This is a genomic window from Glycomyces sp. MUSA5-2, from assembly GCF_037034145.1.
GTDB classification, from domain to species: Bacteria; Actinomycetota; Actinomycetes; order Mycobacteriales; family Micromonosporaceae; genus Glycomyces; species Glycomyces artemisiae.
The window spans coordinates 331,749-346,971 of record NZ_JBAGKG010000004.1; the positions used below are offsets into that span (position 1 = coordinate 331,749).

The following is a 15,223-nucleotide window of genomic DNA, read 5'->3' on the forward strand; positions in this document are numbered from 1 at the left end:
TGGAGGCAGGCACATGGGGGCGATTCGGGTTTTCGGTGGGAGCGGCCAGTGCGCACTGGGCAGGTTGTGGGCGGGCGGTACCGGCTTGAGGAGCGCCTCGGCTCCGGCAGCCAGGGCGAGGTCTGGCGCGCGGCCGACCAGCGGCTCCACGACCGGCCCGTCGCGCTGAAACGGGCCCTGTCCGGCGGCGACGACGCCGCGGCCGCCAAGGTGCGCAAGGAGTCTCAGGCTCTCGCCAGCCTGAACCACCCCAACGTCGTCACCGTCCACGACCTCGCCGAGGACGACGGCGACCACTGGATCGTCATGGAGTACGTCGCGGGCCGCTCCCTCGCCGACCTCGGCACCGTCGACGCCGAGACCGCGGCCAGGTACGGCGCGCAGCTCGCGGGCGGCCTGGAGGCCGTGCACGCCAAGGGCATCCTCCACCGCGACATCAAGCCCGCGAACGTCCTGGTCACCGAGCAGGGGCAGGCGAAGCTCGCCGACTTCGGCATCGCCCGCCAGGTCCACGCCGAGCCGACGCTCACCGGAACGGGCGCGGTCACCGGCACCCCCGGGTATGTCGCGCCCGAAGTGGTCCGAGGCGGCCGCTACACCGCCGCGGCCGACGTCTTCTCCTTGGGCGCCACCCTGTTCCACGCCGTCGAAGGGACCTCTCCGTTCGGCGAGGGCAACGCCCACGCGCTGCTGTGGCGCACCGCCCAGGGCGACCGCGTCGCCCCGAAGCGCGCCGGCACGCTCGAACCGGTCCTCGACCGCCTCCTGGAGGCCGACCCCAAGCGCCGCGTCGCGATCGGCGACGCGCATGCCGAACTGGCCCGCCTCTCCGGCGAACCGGTACCCGGCCGCTCCCGCACGCCCTTGCGCCGCAAGTGGATCTGGGCCGCCGCGGCGGCCTCCGCCCTGGTCGTCCTCGCCGCCGTCCTGTGGCCCGCGCTGCGGCCCGCCGAATCCGGCGGCGACCCGGCCGCCGGGGGCCTCCCCGTCGACTACGTGGGCGACCAGCGCACCGCCGACCCGTGCGCGCTCCTCGACGTCGAGGCGCTCAGCGCGTACGGCAGGGCCCGACTGGACTCCGACAACGGCAACTTCAACCGCTGCGACGTCTTCCTCGACACCGAGACCGGCTGGGTCGACGTCGAGCTGTACTTCTACGTCAGCACCGCCGAGCCCGAGCGGGGACCGACCAGGATGGAAGGCCCGATCGGCGTGATCAGTTACGAGGGCGAGCACGACGAGTGCGAGCGGACCCTGGTGCTGCCCGACGGCACGAACCTCCTGTCGATCGACGCCGGGCAGGACGAGAGCGGCGAGAGCGACCTGTGCGCGGTCGCCGACACGGCGGTCGCGGGCGCGCTCGCGGTCCTCGACCGCGGCGAGATCCCCCGCCGCGCGCCCGAAGACCCCGCGTCGCTGTACGGCCTCGACGCGTGCGAGCTGCTCGGAGACGAAGCGCTGGAGCGGTTCCCCGGCGTCAACGCCCACTCGCCGTACCGGGGGTTCGGCGACTGGGAGTGCGAGTGGTACAGCACCACCAGCGACCGCAAGGTGAGCCTGGAGTTCGACCGCGCCGATCCGCCGACCGCAGAGGACGGCGAGGTCGTCGAGATCGGCGGGCGCCCGGCGCTCGTCGAGGGCGACCACTGGTACCCCGACTCGTGCCTGGTCAGCGTCGTGAACCGCTCATACCCGAGCGCCGACGGCGATGGGACCACGACGACGGAGTTCCTGCGCCTCATCGTGTTCGGCGATGAGGAGACCCAGGAGGACCGGTGCGCGCTCGCAGTGGACCTCGCCGAACCCGCCGCCGAGGCCCTCCCCGACGCCTGATCCGGGAGTGGTCCCGAGCGGTGCGTGGCAGGGTGGGCGGGAAGGATTCCGGAGGCCGAAATGACTGACATCCCCCAGGTCGAGGGCCTGGAACCGCTGCCGCCCGACCACGCGAGCCTGGCGTTCGGGGTCGCCGACGCCGTGCCGGGCACTATCTACGCGCTGTCTGTCTCGGGCGGGGTCCGGTTCCGGCCCAAGGAGGACCGGGTCGTCCTGTTCGGACGGAACCGGCCGGAGGTGCACGTGTGCGTGGGCGAGGACGACCGGCGCGTCAGCCGCGCGCACGGGCGCGTCGCCCGCGTCGGCGGGCACTGGTGGCTCGCGAACACCGGGCACCTGCCGCTCCAGCTCCCCGGCTCGCGCACGCTGTTCCCCGAGGACGAGCCGGTGCCGGTCCTGACCGGGTACACGCCGGTGTTCATCAGCGGCACCGCGAGGCGCAGGCACCTGGTGGAGCTGTACGTCTCCGGCGACGACGGCAGGCTCCCGCCGCCCGCGCCCGGCGCGGCGACGCTCAAGGACCGGCCGTGGCGCCTCGACGCCGACGAGCGGCTGGCGCTGGTGTGCCTGGCTCAGCGGTACCTGCTGCACGAGGCGTACCCGCAGCCGGTGTCGTGGAAGCAGGTCGCGGTCGAGCTGAGCGGGCTCGGCGGGGAGGAGTGGCGGCCCAAGAAGGTCGAGCACCTCGTGGCGAACGTGCGCAGGCGCCTGTCGGGCGCTGGCGTGCCGGGCCTGACCCGCGAGGAGGTCGGCGAGCCGGTGGGCAACATGCTCAACCACAACCTCATCACCGAGCTGCTGCACACGCGCACGCTCGTGCCGCCGGACCTGCGGGTCCTCGGCGAGGACTGAAGCGGCCGCGCCCCGGCGGGCGCGGCCGCCGCCTCAGTCCTGGAGGCGTTCGAAGACGCTGCGGACCTGGGCGTCGCTGACCTCGGCCTCCACAGTGCCCGGAGGGCCGGTGTCGATGCCGCTGTAGGTGTAGTACTCCAGGACCTCCGGGCAGGGGTCCCCCTCGAACTGCACGGTGTACGAGTCGACCTGCTCGCCGGTGCGGAGCGCGAAGACCTTGACGTCGAAGCGGGTGGCGTAGAAGTCGACCTCGCTGTTGAAGTAGTCGCTGAGCGGGTTCTCGTAGTAGCAGGTGTCCAGGTGCTTCCCCCGCTTCGGGCCGTCGACGCACGTGACGATCTGCGTCTCCTCGACGCTGCCGGAGAGCCACGAGTCGGACATGCCGTACGTCGACCCGTCGAGGCCGATCATCCACATCGGATGCGGGCCGGACCCGGAGTACGCGGGGGCGCCGCGCCACGGGGCGGGGGCCTGGCAGTACTCGTCGGCGTCGAGCAGGGCCGAGACGGTGTCGAACTCGATCCGGGAGTCGACCTCGTAGGCCTCGTCGGATGCGGTGGCGGCCTCGGCGTGGTCGGGGTACTCGGCCAGGAAGCGCTGGTAGCTCGCTTGGGCCGCTTGCAGTTCGTCGTGCGCGGACTGGGAGCGGGCGCAGTCGAGGAGACGCAGGGGCACCGCGTCGGCGGCCGCGGCGATCGGCTCGGTGATCTCGGGGGCGTTCCAGGTCCACCCGGCGATCCAGTCGTCCACGGCGACGGCCTCGCAGGGCGCGGTGTCGTCGTCGAGGTCGGCCATGAGCTGCTCAACGATGCCGCGCACGCGGTCGGACTGGCCGGGGTCGGCGGTCAGGGTGTCGGTGAGCTGTGCGAACCCGGCTTCGAGGGGTTCGGCGGGGTCGCCGCCGCGTGCCACGTCGAAGAGCATGGCGGCGCGCTCGGGCCCGGCGCCGTCCCACAGCGCGGCCGGGTGGGCGAGGTAGTCCTCCATCGTGGAGGCGCCGGTGAGGAGGCCCTCGGCGCGGGCCCGGTTGAGCAGGCGGCACGCCTCCAGCTGCTCCTCCCCTTCGATGACGATGGGGCCGTTCGTGATCCGGTCGACGGCGTCGAGACCTTCGAGGGTCTCGACGGCGCTCGCGCAGTTGCCTTCGGCGTGGTCGGCTTCGGCGCCGCGCACGGTCCGCCACGCGTCCAGGTGGAAGCCGACGACCGCGAGGAGCACGAACCCGGCGGCTCCGGTCGCGATGAGCCGCATGCGCTTGCGGCGGCCTTCGAGGAGCGCGGCCTCGGTGCGGCGGGTGAGGTGCCAGGCGTGGAAGCACATCAGGACCCACCAGGCGCCGAACCCGTACCGCCAGGCCAGGTTCCCGGGGTCGGCGGCGAGCGGGAGCAGCAGGAAGGCAGTCCCGGCGATCGCGGCCAGCGCGAGGCGCACGCGGCCCATGAGCATGTAGCCCAGGCCGAGTGCGGTCGCGTTCCCGACGATGGCGGCGACCGGGTCGACGGGGCGGGGGACGAACGGCGGGCGGAGCTTCGGCTCGAACCGCGGCGGCTCGGGCCCCAGCGGCTCGCGTTCGAACCGGGGCGGCAGCGGCTGCGCGACGACCCGGTCCGGGGACGGTTCCTGAGGCGGTTGCGGGGGCGACATATCGGGGTACACGGGGCGCTCCTCTGTCGGCGGTGCGTCCAGGAGACCACGTGCGGCCCGGGACCGGTCCCGGTCGGCGCGGCGGGCCGCCCGGGACCGGCATCTGCTTTGCGCTGGAACACTGGCGGGATCGGCGCGGATCGGCGAGACTGCTTCCATGCTTCTGGTCGTTCAGGTCCTCGCCGCCCTCGCCGGGCTGCTCCACGTGTACATCTTCGTGATGGAGAGCGTGCGCTTCGCCGATCCCAAGGTCCATCAGGGGACGTTCAAGACCGATCCGGCGGACCTGGAGGCCGTGAAGCCGTGGGCGTACAACCAGGGCTGGTACAACCTGTTCCTGGCGATCGGGGCGCTGGCGGGCGCGGTGCTGGTGCGGACGGAGCCCGCGGTGGGGTGGACGCTGGTGGTCTCCTCGTGCGGTTCGATGCTGCTGGCGGCGCTGGTGCTGGTGGCGCGGGACCGGTCGATGGCGTCCTCGGCGCTCAAGCAGGGGCTGTTCCCGCTGCTCGCACTCGTGTTCGCGGCGACGCAGCTGTGATCTTGTAGGCTGGCGGCGCCCCCTTCCCCTGAAGAATCGGAGTGCCCCATGACGTATCCGCCCGCCCCGCAGACCCTGAAGGTCCGGTACAAGACCTGGTACCCGGTGCTGTTCACCGTCGTCGGCGCCGTCTGGACCGTGGTCGGCGTGCTGAACCTGCTGGTCGGCGCGTTCGCGATCGGCATCATCACCGGCCCGCTGTTCCTGCTGATCGGCATCCTGACGTTCTCGAACCCGTACGCGTCGTACGAGCCCGCGACCGGCACGGTCTACCTGCACTCGCCGCTGGGCTTCAAGGCCGCGACGTACGGTGCGGCGAAGGGCGAGCGGCTGTGGTTCGACGGCACGAACGTGCTGCGCATCCTGCCGGACGGCCGCCAGAAGAAGGTGAACCTGAAGGTCGGCCGGCCCGAGGAGGTCGCGCAGGTCGTGCAGGCGGTCGGCGCCGCGCAGCAGCAGGCCCCGCAGCAGTAGGCCGCGATGGACGACCGGCGGGTGGTCAAGGTCTCGAAGTACCTGTCGCGGCATCTGCGCCACGATCCGCAGCGGATCGGGATCGAGCTGGACGCGCAGGGCTGGGTGGACGTGGACGTGCTGCTCGCGGCCCTGGAGCGGCAGCGGTTCCGCGTGACCCGCGCGGAGCTGGACGAGGTGGTGGAGCGCAATGACAAGCGGCGCTTCACGATCCGCGACGGCCGCATCAGAGCGAACCAGGGCCACACCGTCGAGGTCGATCTCGGTCTGGAGCCCCTCGATCCGCCCGCGGAGCTGTTCCACGGGACGGCCGAGGGGTTCGTGGACGCGATCCGCGCGGAGGGCCTGAAGGCGATGGCCCGCCACGACGTCCACTTGTCGCCCGATTACGCCACGGCCGTCCGCGTCGGTTCGCGGCGCGGGCGGCCGGTCGTGCTCGTGGTGGATGCGGCGGGCATGGCCGCTGAGGGCCATGTGTTCTTCCGGTCGGACAACGGCGTGTGGCTGACGGAGTCGGTGCCGCCGTGGGCGATCGCGTTCCCGGAGTGAGCCGGGGGCGGGCTAGCGGAGCCGGGACCCGGCGGTGGGTTCGAGCCTGAGCGTCTGGACCGGCTCGGGCAGGTCGTGCGCAGTGTCGCCCGCGGCGAACCAGACGAGGACGTCCTCTCCAGTGCGGACCGGCAGCGCGGGGAACGTGTTCTCGGCGGGCTCGGTCTCCAGGCAGGCGAGCGGCCCGATGCGGCGGCGGCACTGGTCGGCGAGGCTGGGTTCGTTGCGGTGCACGGCGGCGGTGAAGCGGCCCGCCTCGGCGCCGCCGGGCGCGGAGAATCCCGCGCCGGGGTAGGCCGGGCGGAGCAGGAGCACGTCGTCGGAGTCGATCATGGTGGCGTTCGCGGCGTCGCGGTGCGCCTTCCAGACGGGGCCGCCGTAGAACGCGGCGAGCGCGGCGGCGCGGGTCTCCATGTCGCGGAAGCCGCGGACCCACACGAGGTGGTCGGGGCGGTCGAGGTCGCGGAACTGGCCGACGATGCGCATCCCGGCGTCCTCCTGCGGTTCGATGAACTCGCGCTCGAACAGCTCGACGAGCTCGTCGCGCCGTCCGGGGTGGAGGGTGTACTGGCGCAGTTCATAGACGGTGCAGGGGATCACGGTCGCTCCTGATGGGTGAGGGTCTCGGCGAGGACGTCGGCGACGGTGCGCCCGGCGAGTTCGCGGGCCACGGCCGCGTCGGCGGCGGCGTAGACCTCCGTGAGCGCGGGCCGGATGCCGAGGCCGACAGGGCATTCGAGGTTCGGTTCGGTGGCGTGGAGGGCGAACAGCGGTTCGGCGCCGATCGCCCGGTGGACGTCGAGGAGGGTGATCGCCGCGGGTTCGCGCGCGAGGAGCCACCCGGCGCCGGTGCCGCGGCGGGACTCGACGAGTCCGGCTTCGCGCAGGTCGCCGAGGCTGCGGCGGACGATCACGGGGTTGGTGGCGACGCTGGCGGCGATCTCGTCGGAGGTCATGACCTCGCGGCCGCGGCGCTTCGCCAGCGCCATCCACGCGAGGACGTGCACGGCGATCGTGAGCCTGCTGTTGGCCGCCATGGCCGCCTCCTTCCGGTCGCGCTGATCGTAACAGAAACGGTTACGACTGAGCCGCCGTCCCCGGCGGGGGACGGCGGCTCAGTGGGGGGCTAGGCGGTGACGGGGACCGGTCCGGCTTGGGCCGCTTCGGTCTTGCGGACCCGGATCACGGTGACGGCGACGAGGAACGCGACGGCGACCATGACGGCGGCGATCGTGTACCCGAGCCGGTACCCGGCGGTGAGGGCCTCGGCCTGCGCGGCGCCGCCGTCGAGGAGCGAGGCGGTGCGGGCCGAGACGGCGGTGCTGATGACCGCGAGTCCGACCGCGCCGCCGACCTGCTGGGCGGTGTTGAACAGGCCGGAGGTGACGCCGGCGTCCTCGGGCTTGGAGTCGGCCATGCCGAGGGTCATGAGGGCGGGCATGGTCAGGCCGAAGCCGAGCGGGGCGGTGACCATCCCGGGGAGCACGTCGGTCAGGTAGGCGCCGTCGGCGCGCATCTGGGCGAACAGCACGAACCCGAGGACCATCACGGCGAGGCCGACGATCGCGATCTTGCGGGGCGCGAACCGGGTGAGCAGGCGCGGGGCGACCCACAGCGACACCGCGGCGATCACGAGCGGGGCAGGCAGGAACGCGAGGCCCGCGTGCAGCGGCTGGAAGCCGAGGACCTGCTGGAGGTACAGCACGGTGAAGTACATGAACCCGAACGCGGCGCCGACCATGAGCGCCTGGGCGATGTTCGCCCCGGCGACGCTGCGGGAGAACATGATCCGCAGCGGCACGAGCGGCGCGGCGGCCTTCGCCTGGCGGACGAAGAACCCGGCGAGGAGCGCCGCGGCGAGGACGCCGAAGCCGATGGTGCGCGGCGAGTCCCAGCCCTGCTGCTCGACCCCGATGAGGGTGTAGACGGCGAGCATGACACCCGCGGTGACCAGGACCGCGCCGAGCACGTCGGCCCCGGCCCTGAGGCCGATGCCGCGGTCGTTCGTCAGCAGGCGCCAGGCGAGCACGCCGACGATCACGCCGAGCGGCACGTTGATGAAGAAGATCGACTCCCACCCGATCGACTCGGTGAGGACGCCGCCGACGACGCTGCCCAGCGCGCCGCCCCCGGCGGACGCGAACCCGAACGCGCCGATGCCTTTCGCCTGCTCGGCGGGCTCGGGCAGCAGCATCACGACCATGCCGAGCAGGCCCGCGGAGGCGACGGCGCCGCCGATGCCCTGCACGAAGCGTCCGGCGAGGAGCAGGCCCTGCGTGTCGGCGAACCCGATGGCCGCGGAGGAGAGCGTGAACAGCGCCAGCCCGGCGATGAAGACCCATTTGCGGCTGAGGAGGTCGCCGAGGCGCCCGGCGAGGAGCAGGAGGCCGCCGAACGGGATCACGTAGGCGTTGACGGTCCACACCAGGTTCGACGGGGAGAACCCGAGGGCGTCGCGGATGGCCGGGAGGGCGATCGTGACGATGTTCTGGTCCAGGATGATCATGACCTGCGCGGCGAGCAGGACCATGACGGTGAGCCAGCGGCGGCTCAGACTCGCTTCGGTCGCGGTCGGCATTGCGGGGCTCCTTCAGCTCTTGGGGAACGATTTGTTCCTGGAGCAATCATGTGTTCCAATGGAGCCGTCCGTAAGAAGGCACTTTCATGTACCGGGGGATACACGGATGTTCCTCTCCAGGTCATCCCCCTGAGTGCCGCTCTGTGAAGTGGAGCACATGCCATGGCGAACGAATGCGACGACGCCCCGATGTCCGACGTGCAGGTCGAGGCGTGCCCGATCGTCCAGATCATCGACCGCGTCGCCGGCAAGTGGTCGGTCTCGATCCTGGTCGCGGCCATCCGCAACCCGGTCCGCTACACCGAGCTGGAGCGCAGCATCCCCGGCATCAGCCGCCGCATGCTCACCCTGACCCTCCGCAACCTGGAGCGCGACGGCCTCCTCACCCGCACCGTCTACCCGACCGTCCCGCCCAAGGTCGAGTACAGTGCCACCGACTCCGCCCGCGAGCTCTACGGCCACCTCACCGGCCTCCTCGAATGGGCCGAACGCCACCGCCCCGACATCATCGAGGCCCGGGAACGCTACGACGCCCTCGTCGCCGCCGCGTAATCGCCTTGAGCGGCCGGCGCGACGCCTCTAGACTCGCGCGGTGACCCCGCACCGCTACCGCTCCGACGACGAGGACAGCCGGCGCTGGCTGTCCTTCCCGATGCGCGACGACGACATCGTCATCAGCACCCGCTCCAAGCACGGCACCACCTGGACGCAGATGATCTGCGCCCTTCTGGTCTTCCAGACCCCGGACCTGCCCGCGCCGCTGCCCGAGCTCTCGCCCTGGCTCGACTGGACGATCACGCCGGTCGACGAGGTCCACGCGAAGCTCGCCGCCCAGGACCACCGCCGCTTCATCAAGACCCACACCCCGCTCGACGGCCTCCCGATCCACCCCGCGGCCCGCTACATCGTCGTCGCCCGGCACCCGCTCGACGCGGCCGTCTCGCTCTACCACCAGGGCTCCAACCTGATCCGCGAGCGCATCGCCGAACTGACCGGCGTCCCGGTCCCCGAGGCCAAGAAGAACCGCCCCTCCCTGCACGACTGGGTCGTCAGCTGGACCCGCGCCCAGAACGACCCGCGCGAGCACCTCGACATGCTGCCGGGCGTGATGGCGCATCTCGGCGACGCCTGGGCGCGGCGCGAGGAGTCGAACCTCCTCCTCGTCCACTACGCCGACCTCTCGGCCGACCTCGAAGGCGAGATGCGCCGCATCGCCGCCTGTCTCGACATCGACGTCCCCGAATCACGCTGGCCCGCCCTCGTCAAGGCCGCGAGCTTCGCCGAGATGAAGGCCAACGCGGAGCACCGCGCCCCGGATCCCAAGGGCCTCATGCGAAGCAAGGACGCCTTCTTCCGCCGCGGAACTTCAGGTGCGGCCGCCGAACTCCTCACCTCCGAGGAGCTCGCCGCGTACGAGGCCCGCGTGGCCGACATGATCCCTGCCGACCTCTCGGCCTGGCTCCACCGCCCTTGACCGTTTCGGAATCGGCTCGCCGGATGGAAGGATCGCGTCATGACCGACGACTCGCTGACGCCCCGCGCTAAAGCCCTCTGGGAGCTGCTCGCCGCTGCGCCCGTGGCGTTCCCGTCGGGCCCGGGGGCGCAGGTGGTCGCTTCACCTGGATCGAAGATGTGCCCGCCGGGGTGGGCCGGGATCGTGGTGCTCGGCGATGCGGCGATCGCGACCGTCCCCACTGAGGACGCGCGCAAGCCGGTGCAGGAGGCACTGAGCAGTATCGCAGTCGAGTCGCTCACCCGGGCGGACGTCCTGAAATCGGTGCTGCCGATCCAGGCGGTGCTGGGCCCGGCGACGCTGGCGTACGTCTCGCGGGAGCACTTCGTCCCGGCGCGACCCGGGGTCATCGAACAGGTCGCCCTCGATGACCCGGAAGTCCAAGCGCTGCTTCAGGAAGTGAGCATGGGCGACGCTGACGAGAGCGGGATCGGCGAGATCACCTCTGCGGCGTTCATCGTGCGCGAGGAGGGGGAGCTCGCGGCGGTGGCGGGCTACCGGGAATGGCCGGGCGCGACGGCGCACATGTGCATCCTGACCGCCGAGGCGGCGCGCGGCCGCGGCCTCGCGAAACGGGCTGCGGCGGCCGCAGTCGACCATGCGCTCACCGCCGGCCTTCTCCCCCAATGGAGAGCCCGCCCGGAAGCCTCCCGCCGCGTCGCCAAAGCCCTCGGCTTCCGACAACTTGGCGCCCAACTGAGCTTCCACCTGCGCCCCGAATAAACCGTTTCCCCGCAGCCCGGCAGCACCTACGATGCTGCGATGAAGGCACACTTCGAATGCGTGGTCCTCGACTGCCCCGATCCCAGGGCACTCGCCGATTTCTACCGGTCGATCCTCGGCGGCGACGTCAACAGGCCCGACAAGCGCTGGTCCCTGACCGACGGCAGCGCGACGCTCCACCTCGAATCCGGGTTCGCGCTCCTCTTCCAACCGGTCGAGGACTACCGCCCGCCCCAGTGGCCCGATCCCGAGCGCCCGCAGCAGATGCACCTCGACTTCGCCGTCCCCGACCTCGACGAGGCCGAAGCGGAAGTCCTCACCAACGGCGCCACGCTCCTCGACGACCAGCAGGGCTGGCGCGTCTACGCCGACCCGGCGGGCCACCCGTTCTGCCTCGTCCGCGACTGGTGGACCGCCAAGGGAGGCCCGGAAGCATGACCGTCCCGTTCGCCGACCCGGCAGGAGCTTGGGACCCGCCGCCCCTCAACGAGATCCACGCCCTCCTCGCGCCCCTCGACTCCCCTTGGTGGATCGCAGGCGGCTGGGCGATCGAACTCGCCGTCGGCCGCCCCGTCCGCCCTCACAACGACGTCGACGTCCTCATGCTCCACCGCGACCACTCCGCCATCCAAGCGGTCCTCCCCGACTGGGAATGGTGGGCCGCCGACCCGCCCGGCACCCTCCGCCCTTGGCTCCCAGGCGAACTCCTCCCCCACCACGTCCACGACATCTGGTGCCGCCCCACCGCCGACCACCCCTGGTCCTTCCAGTTCATGCTCGACAACGCCGACGGCGACCACTGGGTCTCCCGCCGAGACCCCCGAATCCGCCGCCCCATCGCCGACATCGGCCGCACCACCGACGACAACCTCCCCTACCTCGCCCCCGAGATACAACTCTTCTACAAATCCAAAGCCCCCCGCCCAAAAGACGAACTCGACTTCCAAGCAGCCCTACCGATCCTCACCCCGGACCAGCGCGCATGGCTCGACGAAGCCCTGCGGATTCACCCTGCTGGCTAACAACCTTTCAACCCGTCTCAGCCTTGCGAGGCGGCGGCCTTCAGTTGGGGCGTGTCGCCTCTGCGAAAGACCATGAACACGAGCATCGCGGCGATGACCGCGATCGCAAAGATGAGGCCGAGGAATGGGTTGTCGGCGACGCCCAGGGCGAGACCGAGCCAGACTCCCGCGAGAGTGCCTCCGGCCGAGAAGGAGCGGCTGATGCCTATGGCGCCCAGGAGCGTCTCCCCTTTGAGGCGAGCCTGCCGTGCCGACGCGTAGAGCACCATCGCCCCCGAGCGGGAGAACGAGGCGCCGAGGAGTGCCAGCCAGGTCAGTGTCGTCGTCACCGCGGATTGCGCCGGGAGCGCGACGGCCGCGAGGAGGCCGACGGCAAGACTAGCCAACAGCATTGATGCGCCTGTGACCATCGCGGCCGAGTACTCGACTCGGCGGATCACACGTCGTGCCGTCAGCGGCCCGACGACCGCGCCGACCCCGACGCAGAACAGGCCGATACCGGTCTGCGCCAATAGGTTCGAACCGTTGCTCGCCGTCCAGATCACGATGTAGCCGCCGATAATCCCGTTCGCCAGCGCGAGTGAGCCGGAGATGATCGGGGAGATCACGCCGAGGCTGAACGCGAACGTCGCCTTCCGCCATAGGGATCGCCGCGCGGACTTGCGGCGCGGATCCCCCGCTTCGGTCTGCGCGAACGGGGCGGTCGGCAGCATCCGATTGGAGACCGTCCGCGCCGTGAGCGCCACTGCGGACAGCACCGTGTTGGCGACGAGCAGCAGCACGACCGACTGCTCTGCGATGAAGGCGCCGAGCGGCTGGGCGATGACGAAGCCGAGGAGTGCGGTCGAGGAGGAGACGGCCGAGTTGTAGCGGACGGCGGCGTCCTCGCTGGCCATGGAGACCTGGGCGATGTAGAGCTCTTCGGCGACATCGATGACCAGCGGGAGGATCGTTGTGGCGAGCAGGTAGGCGACGATGACCGCCGCGAGCGGGACATCGAGGACGGCGATGAGGGCCAGCGCGGTCAGGCACAGCGCGATGTCGACCAGCTCGCACGCCTGGAGCAGTCTCCCCGGGCTGAAGCGGGCCAGGAAGCGCATCGCGAAGGGCGTGCCCATGTCGAGCACCATGCCCGCGGTGCGGAAGACGGTCAGCCAGACGACCGGCGGGACCCCGACCGCGATCAGCGCGGGAAGCGCGCTTTCGGCGAACATGCTCCCGGTGAAGGAGACCAGGAAGCCGCCGATCATCCATTTGGAGGCTCGCAGCGCAGCGAAGGACCGCTGCGGGGCGCTTACGGTGACGATCGTTCCGCCCTAGAGTCCACTCGCAGACCTGGCGGCCCGTTCGATTTCTGCACGGTGGGCGGCGCGGGCCGGTTCGTTGATGGGTTGTTCGTGTTCGGGGCGGAGGCCGGTTCGGCCGTCGAGGGATTCTCGGAGGATGTCGGCGTGGCCGGCGTGGCGGATGGTCTCGCCGAGGACGTGGAGCAGGACGAGAAAGAGGTTGGTGTCGGCGTGGGGCTCGGTCCACCAGGGGACGCGGCCGGGGGCGTCGAGCGGGAGGGCGTCGATCGTGGCGTCGGAGTGCTCCCAGGTGCGCCGGTAGAAGGCGGTGATCTGGTCGCGGGTCTCGTGCTCGTGAGCCCAGTGGTCGCCGCCGTCGGAGTCCTGCCAGCGGCCGAGCGGCTCGGGTGACGGGCGGTCGAAGACCGCGCCGAAGTACCAGGCTTCGACGGTGGCGACATGCTTGACCAGGCCGAGGAGGCTGGTGCCCGTGGCGGTCAGAGGACGGCGGGAGTCGTATTCGGACAGGCCGTCGAGTTTCCACAGCAGCGCCCGGCGGTCCTGCCGGAGCCGCCCGTGCAGGTCGGCTTTCGCCAGTTCGTCGTCGATCATGCCGCGGGCAGCCGGTAGACGGAGACGTGGGACGGGGACTCGGCGGTGAACTCGCCGCCCTGCCAGTCGGCGTGGCGGGATTCGAGTTCGAAGCCCGCGAGGCGGGCCATGAGGTCGAGTTCGGAGGGCCAGATGTAGCGGTGCGGGGAGCGTCCGAGGCGGGCCTGGCGGGTGTCGTCGAAGGTGAAGTGGTGGGAGACGACGCGCTGATTGAGGGGGTCGTAGGTGTCGAGGAGGATGTAGCCGTCCTCGACGATGCCGACGGTCGCCTTGCGGCCCGGCGTCAGCGCGCGCAGTTCGGGGACCCACAGCTCGATCACGAAACGGCCGCCGGGGACGAGATGGCGGGCCGCGTTGCGGAAGCACTCGACCTGCAGGTCCTGGGTGAGCAGGTTCGAGATGGTGTTGAACACCAGGTAGGCCAAGCGGAATTCGCCGGGGACGCGGACGGTGGTCATGTCGCCTTCGAGCACTGGGAGCGCGGATTCGTCCACTTTGGTGCGCAGCTGCGCGATCATGTCGGGCGACAGCTCGATCCCGGTCACCGGCACCCCGCGCTCGGCGAGCGGCACGCCCACGCGGCCGGTCCCGATCGCGAATTCGAGGGCGCGGCCGCCTTCGGCGAGTTCGGCGAGGCGATCGACCGTGGGGTCGAGCACCTCCGGCGCGAACATGCCCTCACCAGGAGTGTCATACCGGCTGGCGGTCTCGGCGTCCCAGATGTCGTTCGATTCCATCGCCCCAGGATTCCCCAGGCCCGCAGCCCTGTCGAGCGGAATATCAACGTGCTTGAGAGCCCGAGACCCGGCCATGCCGTCGCGGCAAGGTCCGCCGTCCGCTGTCACCAGGTCCAAGTCCTCGGCGGGCGCGCCTGCACGTCTCGCAGCCATGCCGGACGCGGCGGCTTGTCGACCGGATCGATGCCCCATTCGCACGCTGGGCCGAGCTCATCGATGACGAGCGTGGAACGCTCGGGGTCATCGGCGAACCGTTCCAGGTCCTCGGCGTAGCGGACCAGCAGCGCGGTCCACGACGGGGCCAGGACGTCCCACTGACTGCACTCGATGTCGAGGCGCACCACCTGCCCGGGCGTCCCTCCCTCGGGCGGGTCGAGGTCGATGAACCAGTTGACATCGCCGTTCATCGTCCCCACGACCACCCTGTTCCTGAGGCTCGACGTCGGCCGCACCGGCCCGCTCACGTGGAGCATGCCTCTATCGATCAGGCAGGCCATGACGGGAGGACTGTCGAGGTCCGAGTCCTCCTCGGAGTCCCATGCCTGCGTCATCGCGACGATTTCCCCCGCGCTGAACAAGTGGTCGAGCGGCACCGGGGCGGGGCCGCCGAAGGTCGACCCGTTGTGGATGCCGAGGCTTGCCCGGAAATCCGGCGGCAGGACCACCCCCAACGCCGCCTCGATCGCGTCGATCTCCGATGCCGGGGCCGGTCCCTCCAGCCGCGGCAGCGAATCGGGCAGGACACGCCTCAAGGCCGCTTCGACTCGGGCCCAGGCGCTCTCGATGCCTTCAGAGGAGCGATCTTCGGATTCAGACATGCCGCCGATCCTAGGGCTCCCGTCCGACTACACCGCGACCTCGG

The 15,223-nt window shown here is 71.1% G+C and carries 18 protein-coding genes; 10 read left to right on the top strand and 8 right to left on the bottom strand.

The window, feature by feature from the left end; translation table 11 throughout:
- The first annotated feature begins 48 nt into the window (after positions 1-48).
- Together WA640_RS15220 and WA640_RS15225 are read left to right on the top strand one after the other, a co-directional pair.
- Complete coding sequence (locus tag WA640_RS15220; RefSeq protein WP_335988709.1) at positions 49-1,833, top strand: serine/threonine-protein kinase; 1,785 nt, start codon at positions 49-51, stop codon at positions 1,831-1,833.
- Positions 1,834-1,893: 60 nt separating this feature from the next.
- Positions 1,894-2,685: a hypothetical protein gene (locus tag WA640_RS15225; protein WP_335988711.1), complete on the top strand. Its 792-nt coding sequence runs from the start codon at positions 1,894-1,896 to the stop codon at positions 2,683-2,685.
- A 33-nt stretch (positions 2,686-2,718) separates the two neighbouring features.
- On the opposite strand, the gene WA640_RS15230 is transcribed toward WA640_RS15225, so the two are convergent.
- Positions 2,719-4,341: a hypothetical protein gene (locus WA640_RS15230; RefSeq protein ID WP_335988712.1), complete on the bottom strand. Its 1,623-nt coding sequence runs from the start codon at positions 4,339-4,341 to the stop codon at positions 2,719-2,721.
- A gap of 145 nt (positions 4,342-4,486) precedes the next feature.
- Between WA640_RS15230 and WA640_RS15235 the strand changes: the two genes are divergently transcribed.
- The 3 genes from WA640_RS15235 to WA640_RS15245 are packed head-to-tail and all read left to right on the top strand — an operon-like array spanning position 4,487 to position 5,890.
- A complete protein-coding gene (locus tag WA640_RS15235; RefSeq protein ID WP_335988713.1) occupies positions 4,487-4,867 on the top strand; it encodes a DUF1304 domain-containing protein in 381 nt (126 codons plus the stop codon).
- Positions 4,868-4,915: 48 nt separating this feature from the next.
- A complete protein-coding gene (locus tag WA640_RS15240; RefSeq protein WP_335988714.1) occupies positions 4,916-5,341 on the top strand; it encodes a hypothetical protein in 426 nt (141 codons plus the stop codon).
- A 6-nt stretch (positions 5,342-5,347) separates the two neighbouring features.
- Positions 5,348-5,890, top strand: coding sequence for an RNA 2'-phosphotransferase (locus WA640_RS15245; RefSeq protein ID WP_106365358.1), 543 nt, complete (start codon positions 5,348-5,350; stop codon positions 5,888-5,890).
- A gap of 12 nt (positions 5,891-5,902) precedes the next feature.
- On the opposite strand, the gene WA640_RS15250 is transcribed toward WA640_RS15245, so the two are convergent.
- The 3 genes from WA640_RS15250 to WA640_RS15260 form a co-directional block, all read right to left on the bottom strand.
- On the bottom strand, positions 5,903-6,490 hold the full coding sequence (locus tag WA640_RS15250; RefSeq protein ID WP_335988715.1) for an NIPSNAP family protein: 588 nt from the start codon (positions 6,488-6,490) through the stop codon (positions 5,903-5,905).
- A complete protein-coding gene (locus WA640_RS15255) occupies positions 6,487-6,927 on the bottom strand; it encodes an Rrf2 family transcriptional regulator (RefSeq protein WP_335988717.1) in 441 nt (146 codons plus the stop codon). Before WA640_RS15255 ends, WA640_RS15250 begins: the two co-directional genes overlap by 4 nt.
- Before the next feature lie 89 nt (positions 6,928-7,016).
- Complete coding sequence (locus WA640_RS15260) at positions 7,017-8,468, bottom strand: MFS transporter (protein WP_335988718.1); 1,452 nt, start codon at positions 8,466-8,468, stop codon at positions 7,017-7,019.
- A gap of 162 nt (positions 8,469-8,630) precedes the next feature.
- Between WA640_RS15260 and WA640_RS15265 the strand changes: the two genes are divergently transcribed.
- From WA640_RS15265 to WA640_RS15285, 5 genes are read left to right on the top strand one after another with little or no spacing between them, the layout of a single operon-like run.
- Positions 8,631-9,020, top strand: coding sequence for a winged helix-turn-helix transcriptional regulator (locus tag WA640_RS15265; protein WP_106365362.1), 390 nt, complete (start codon positions 8,631-8,633; stop codon positions 9,018-9,020).
- 40 nt (positions 9,021-9,060) lie between these two features.
- Entirely contained in the window at positions 9,061-9,942 is an 882-nt protein-coding gene (locus WA640_RS15270) for a sulfotransferase domain-containing protein (RefSeq protein ID WP_335988719.1), read from the top strand.
- 39 nt (positions 9,943-9,981) lie between these two features.
- The gene (locus WA640_RS15275) at positions 9,982-10,704 is read left to right on the top strand and encodes a GNAT family N-acetyltransferase (RefSeq protein WP_335988720.1); all 723 of its coding nucleotides are present in this window, start codon (positions 9,982-9,984) and stop codon (positions 10,702-10,704) included.
- A gap of 39 nt (positions 10,705-10,743) precedes the next feature.
- A complete protein-coding gene (locus tag WA640_RS15280) occupies positions 10,744-11,142 on the top strand; it encodes a VOC family protein (protein ID WP_335988721.1) in 399 nt (132 codons plus the stop codon).
- Positions 11,139-11,726, top strand: a complete 588-nt coding sequence (locus tag WA640_RS15285) for a nucleotidyltransferase domain-containing protein (RefSeq protein ID WP_335988722.1) — start codon at positions 11,139-11,141, stop codon at positions 11,724-11,726. The genes WA640_RS15280 and WA640_RS15285 overlap by 4 nt, the downstream gene beginning before the upstream one ends.
- 17 nt (positions 11,727-11,743) lie before the next feature.
- Here the strand turns inward: WA640_RS15285 and WA640_RS15290 are convergent, their stop codons facing one another.
- The 4 genes from WA640_RS15290 to WA640_RS15305 form a co-directional block, all read right to left on the bottom strand.
- Positions 11,744-12,976, bottom strand: coding sequence for an MFS transporter (locus WA640_RS15290; RefSeq protein ID WP_335988723.1), 1,233 nt, complete (start codon positions 12,974-12,976; stop codon positions 11,744-11,746).
- 66 nt (positions 12,977-13,042) lie between these two features.
- Complete coding sequence (locus tag WA640_RS15295) at positions 13,043-13,621, bottom strand: DinB family protein (protein WP_442904765.1); 579 nt, start codon at positions 13,619-13,621, stop codon at positions 13,043-13,045.
- Complete coding sequence (locus tag WA640_RS15300; protein WP_335988725.1) at positions 13,621-14,361, bottom strand: class I SAM-dependent DNA methyltransferase; 741 nt, start codon at positions 14,359-14,361, stop codon at positions 13,621-13,623. Before WA640_RS15300 ends, WA640_RS15295 begins: the two co-directional genes overlap by 1 nt.
- A gap of 104 nt (positions 14,362-14,465) precedes the next feature.
- Positions 14,466-15,179: an SMI1/KNR4 family protein gene (locus tag WA640_RS15305; protein ID WP_335988726.1), complete on the bottom strand. Its 714-nt coding sequence runs from the start codon at positions 15,177-15,179 to the stop codon at positions 14,466-14,468.
- Between the last annotated feature and the right edge of the window lie 44 nt (positions 15,180-15,223).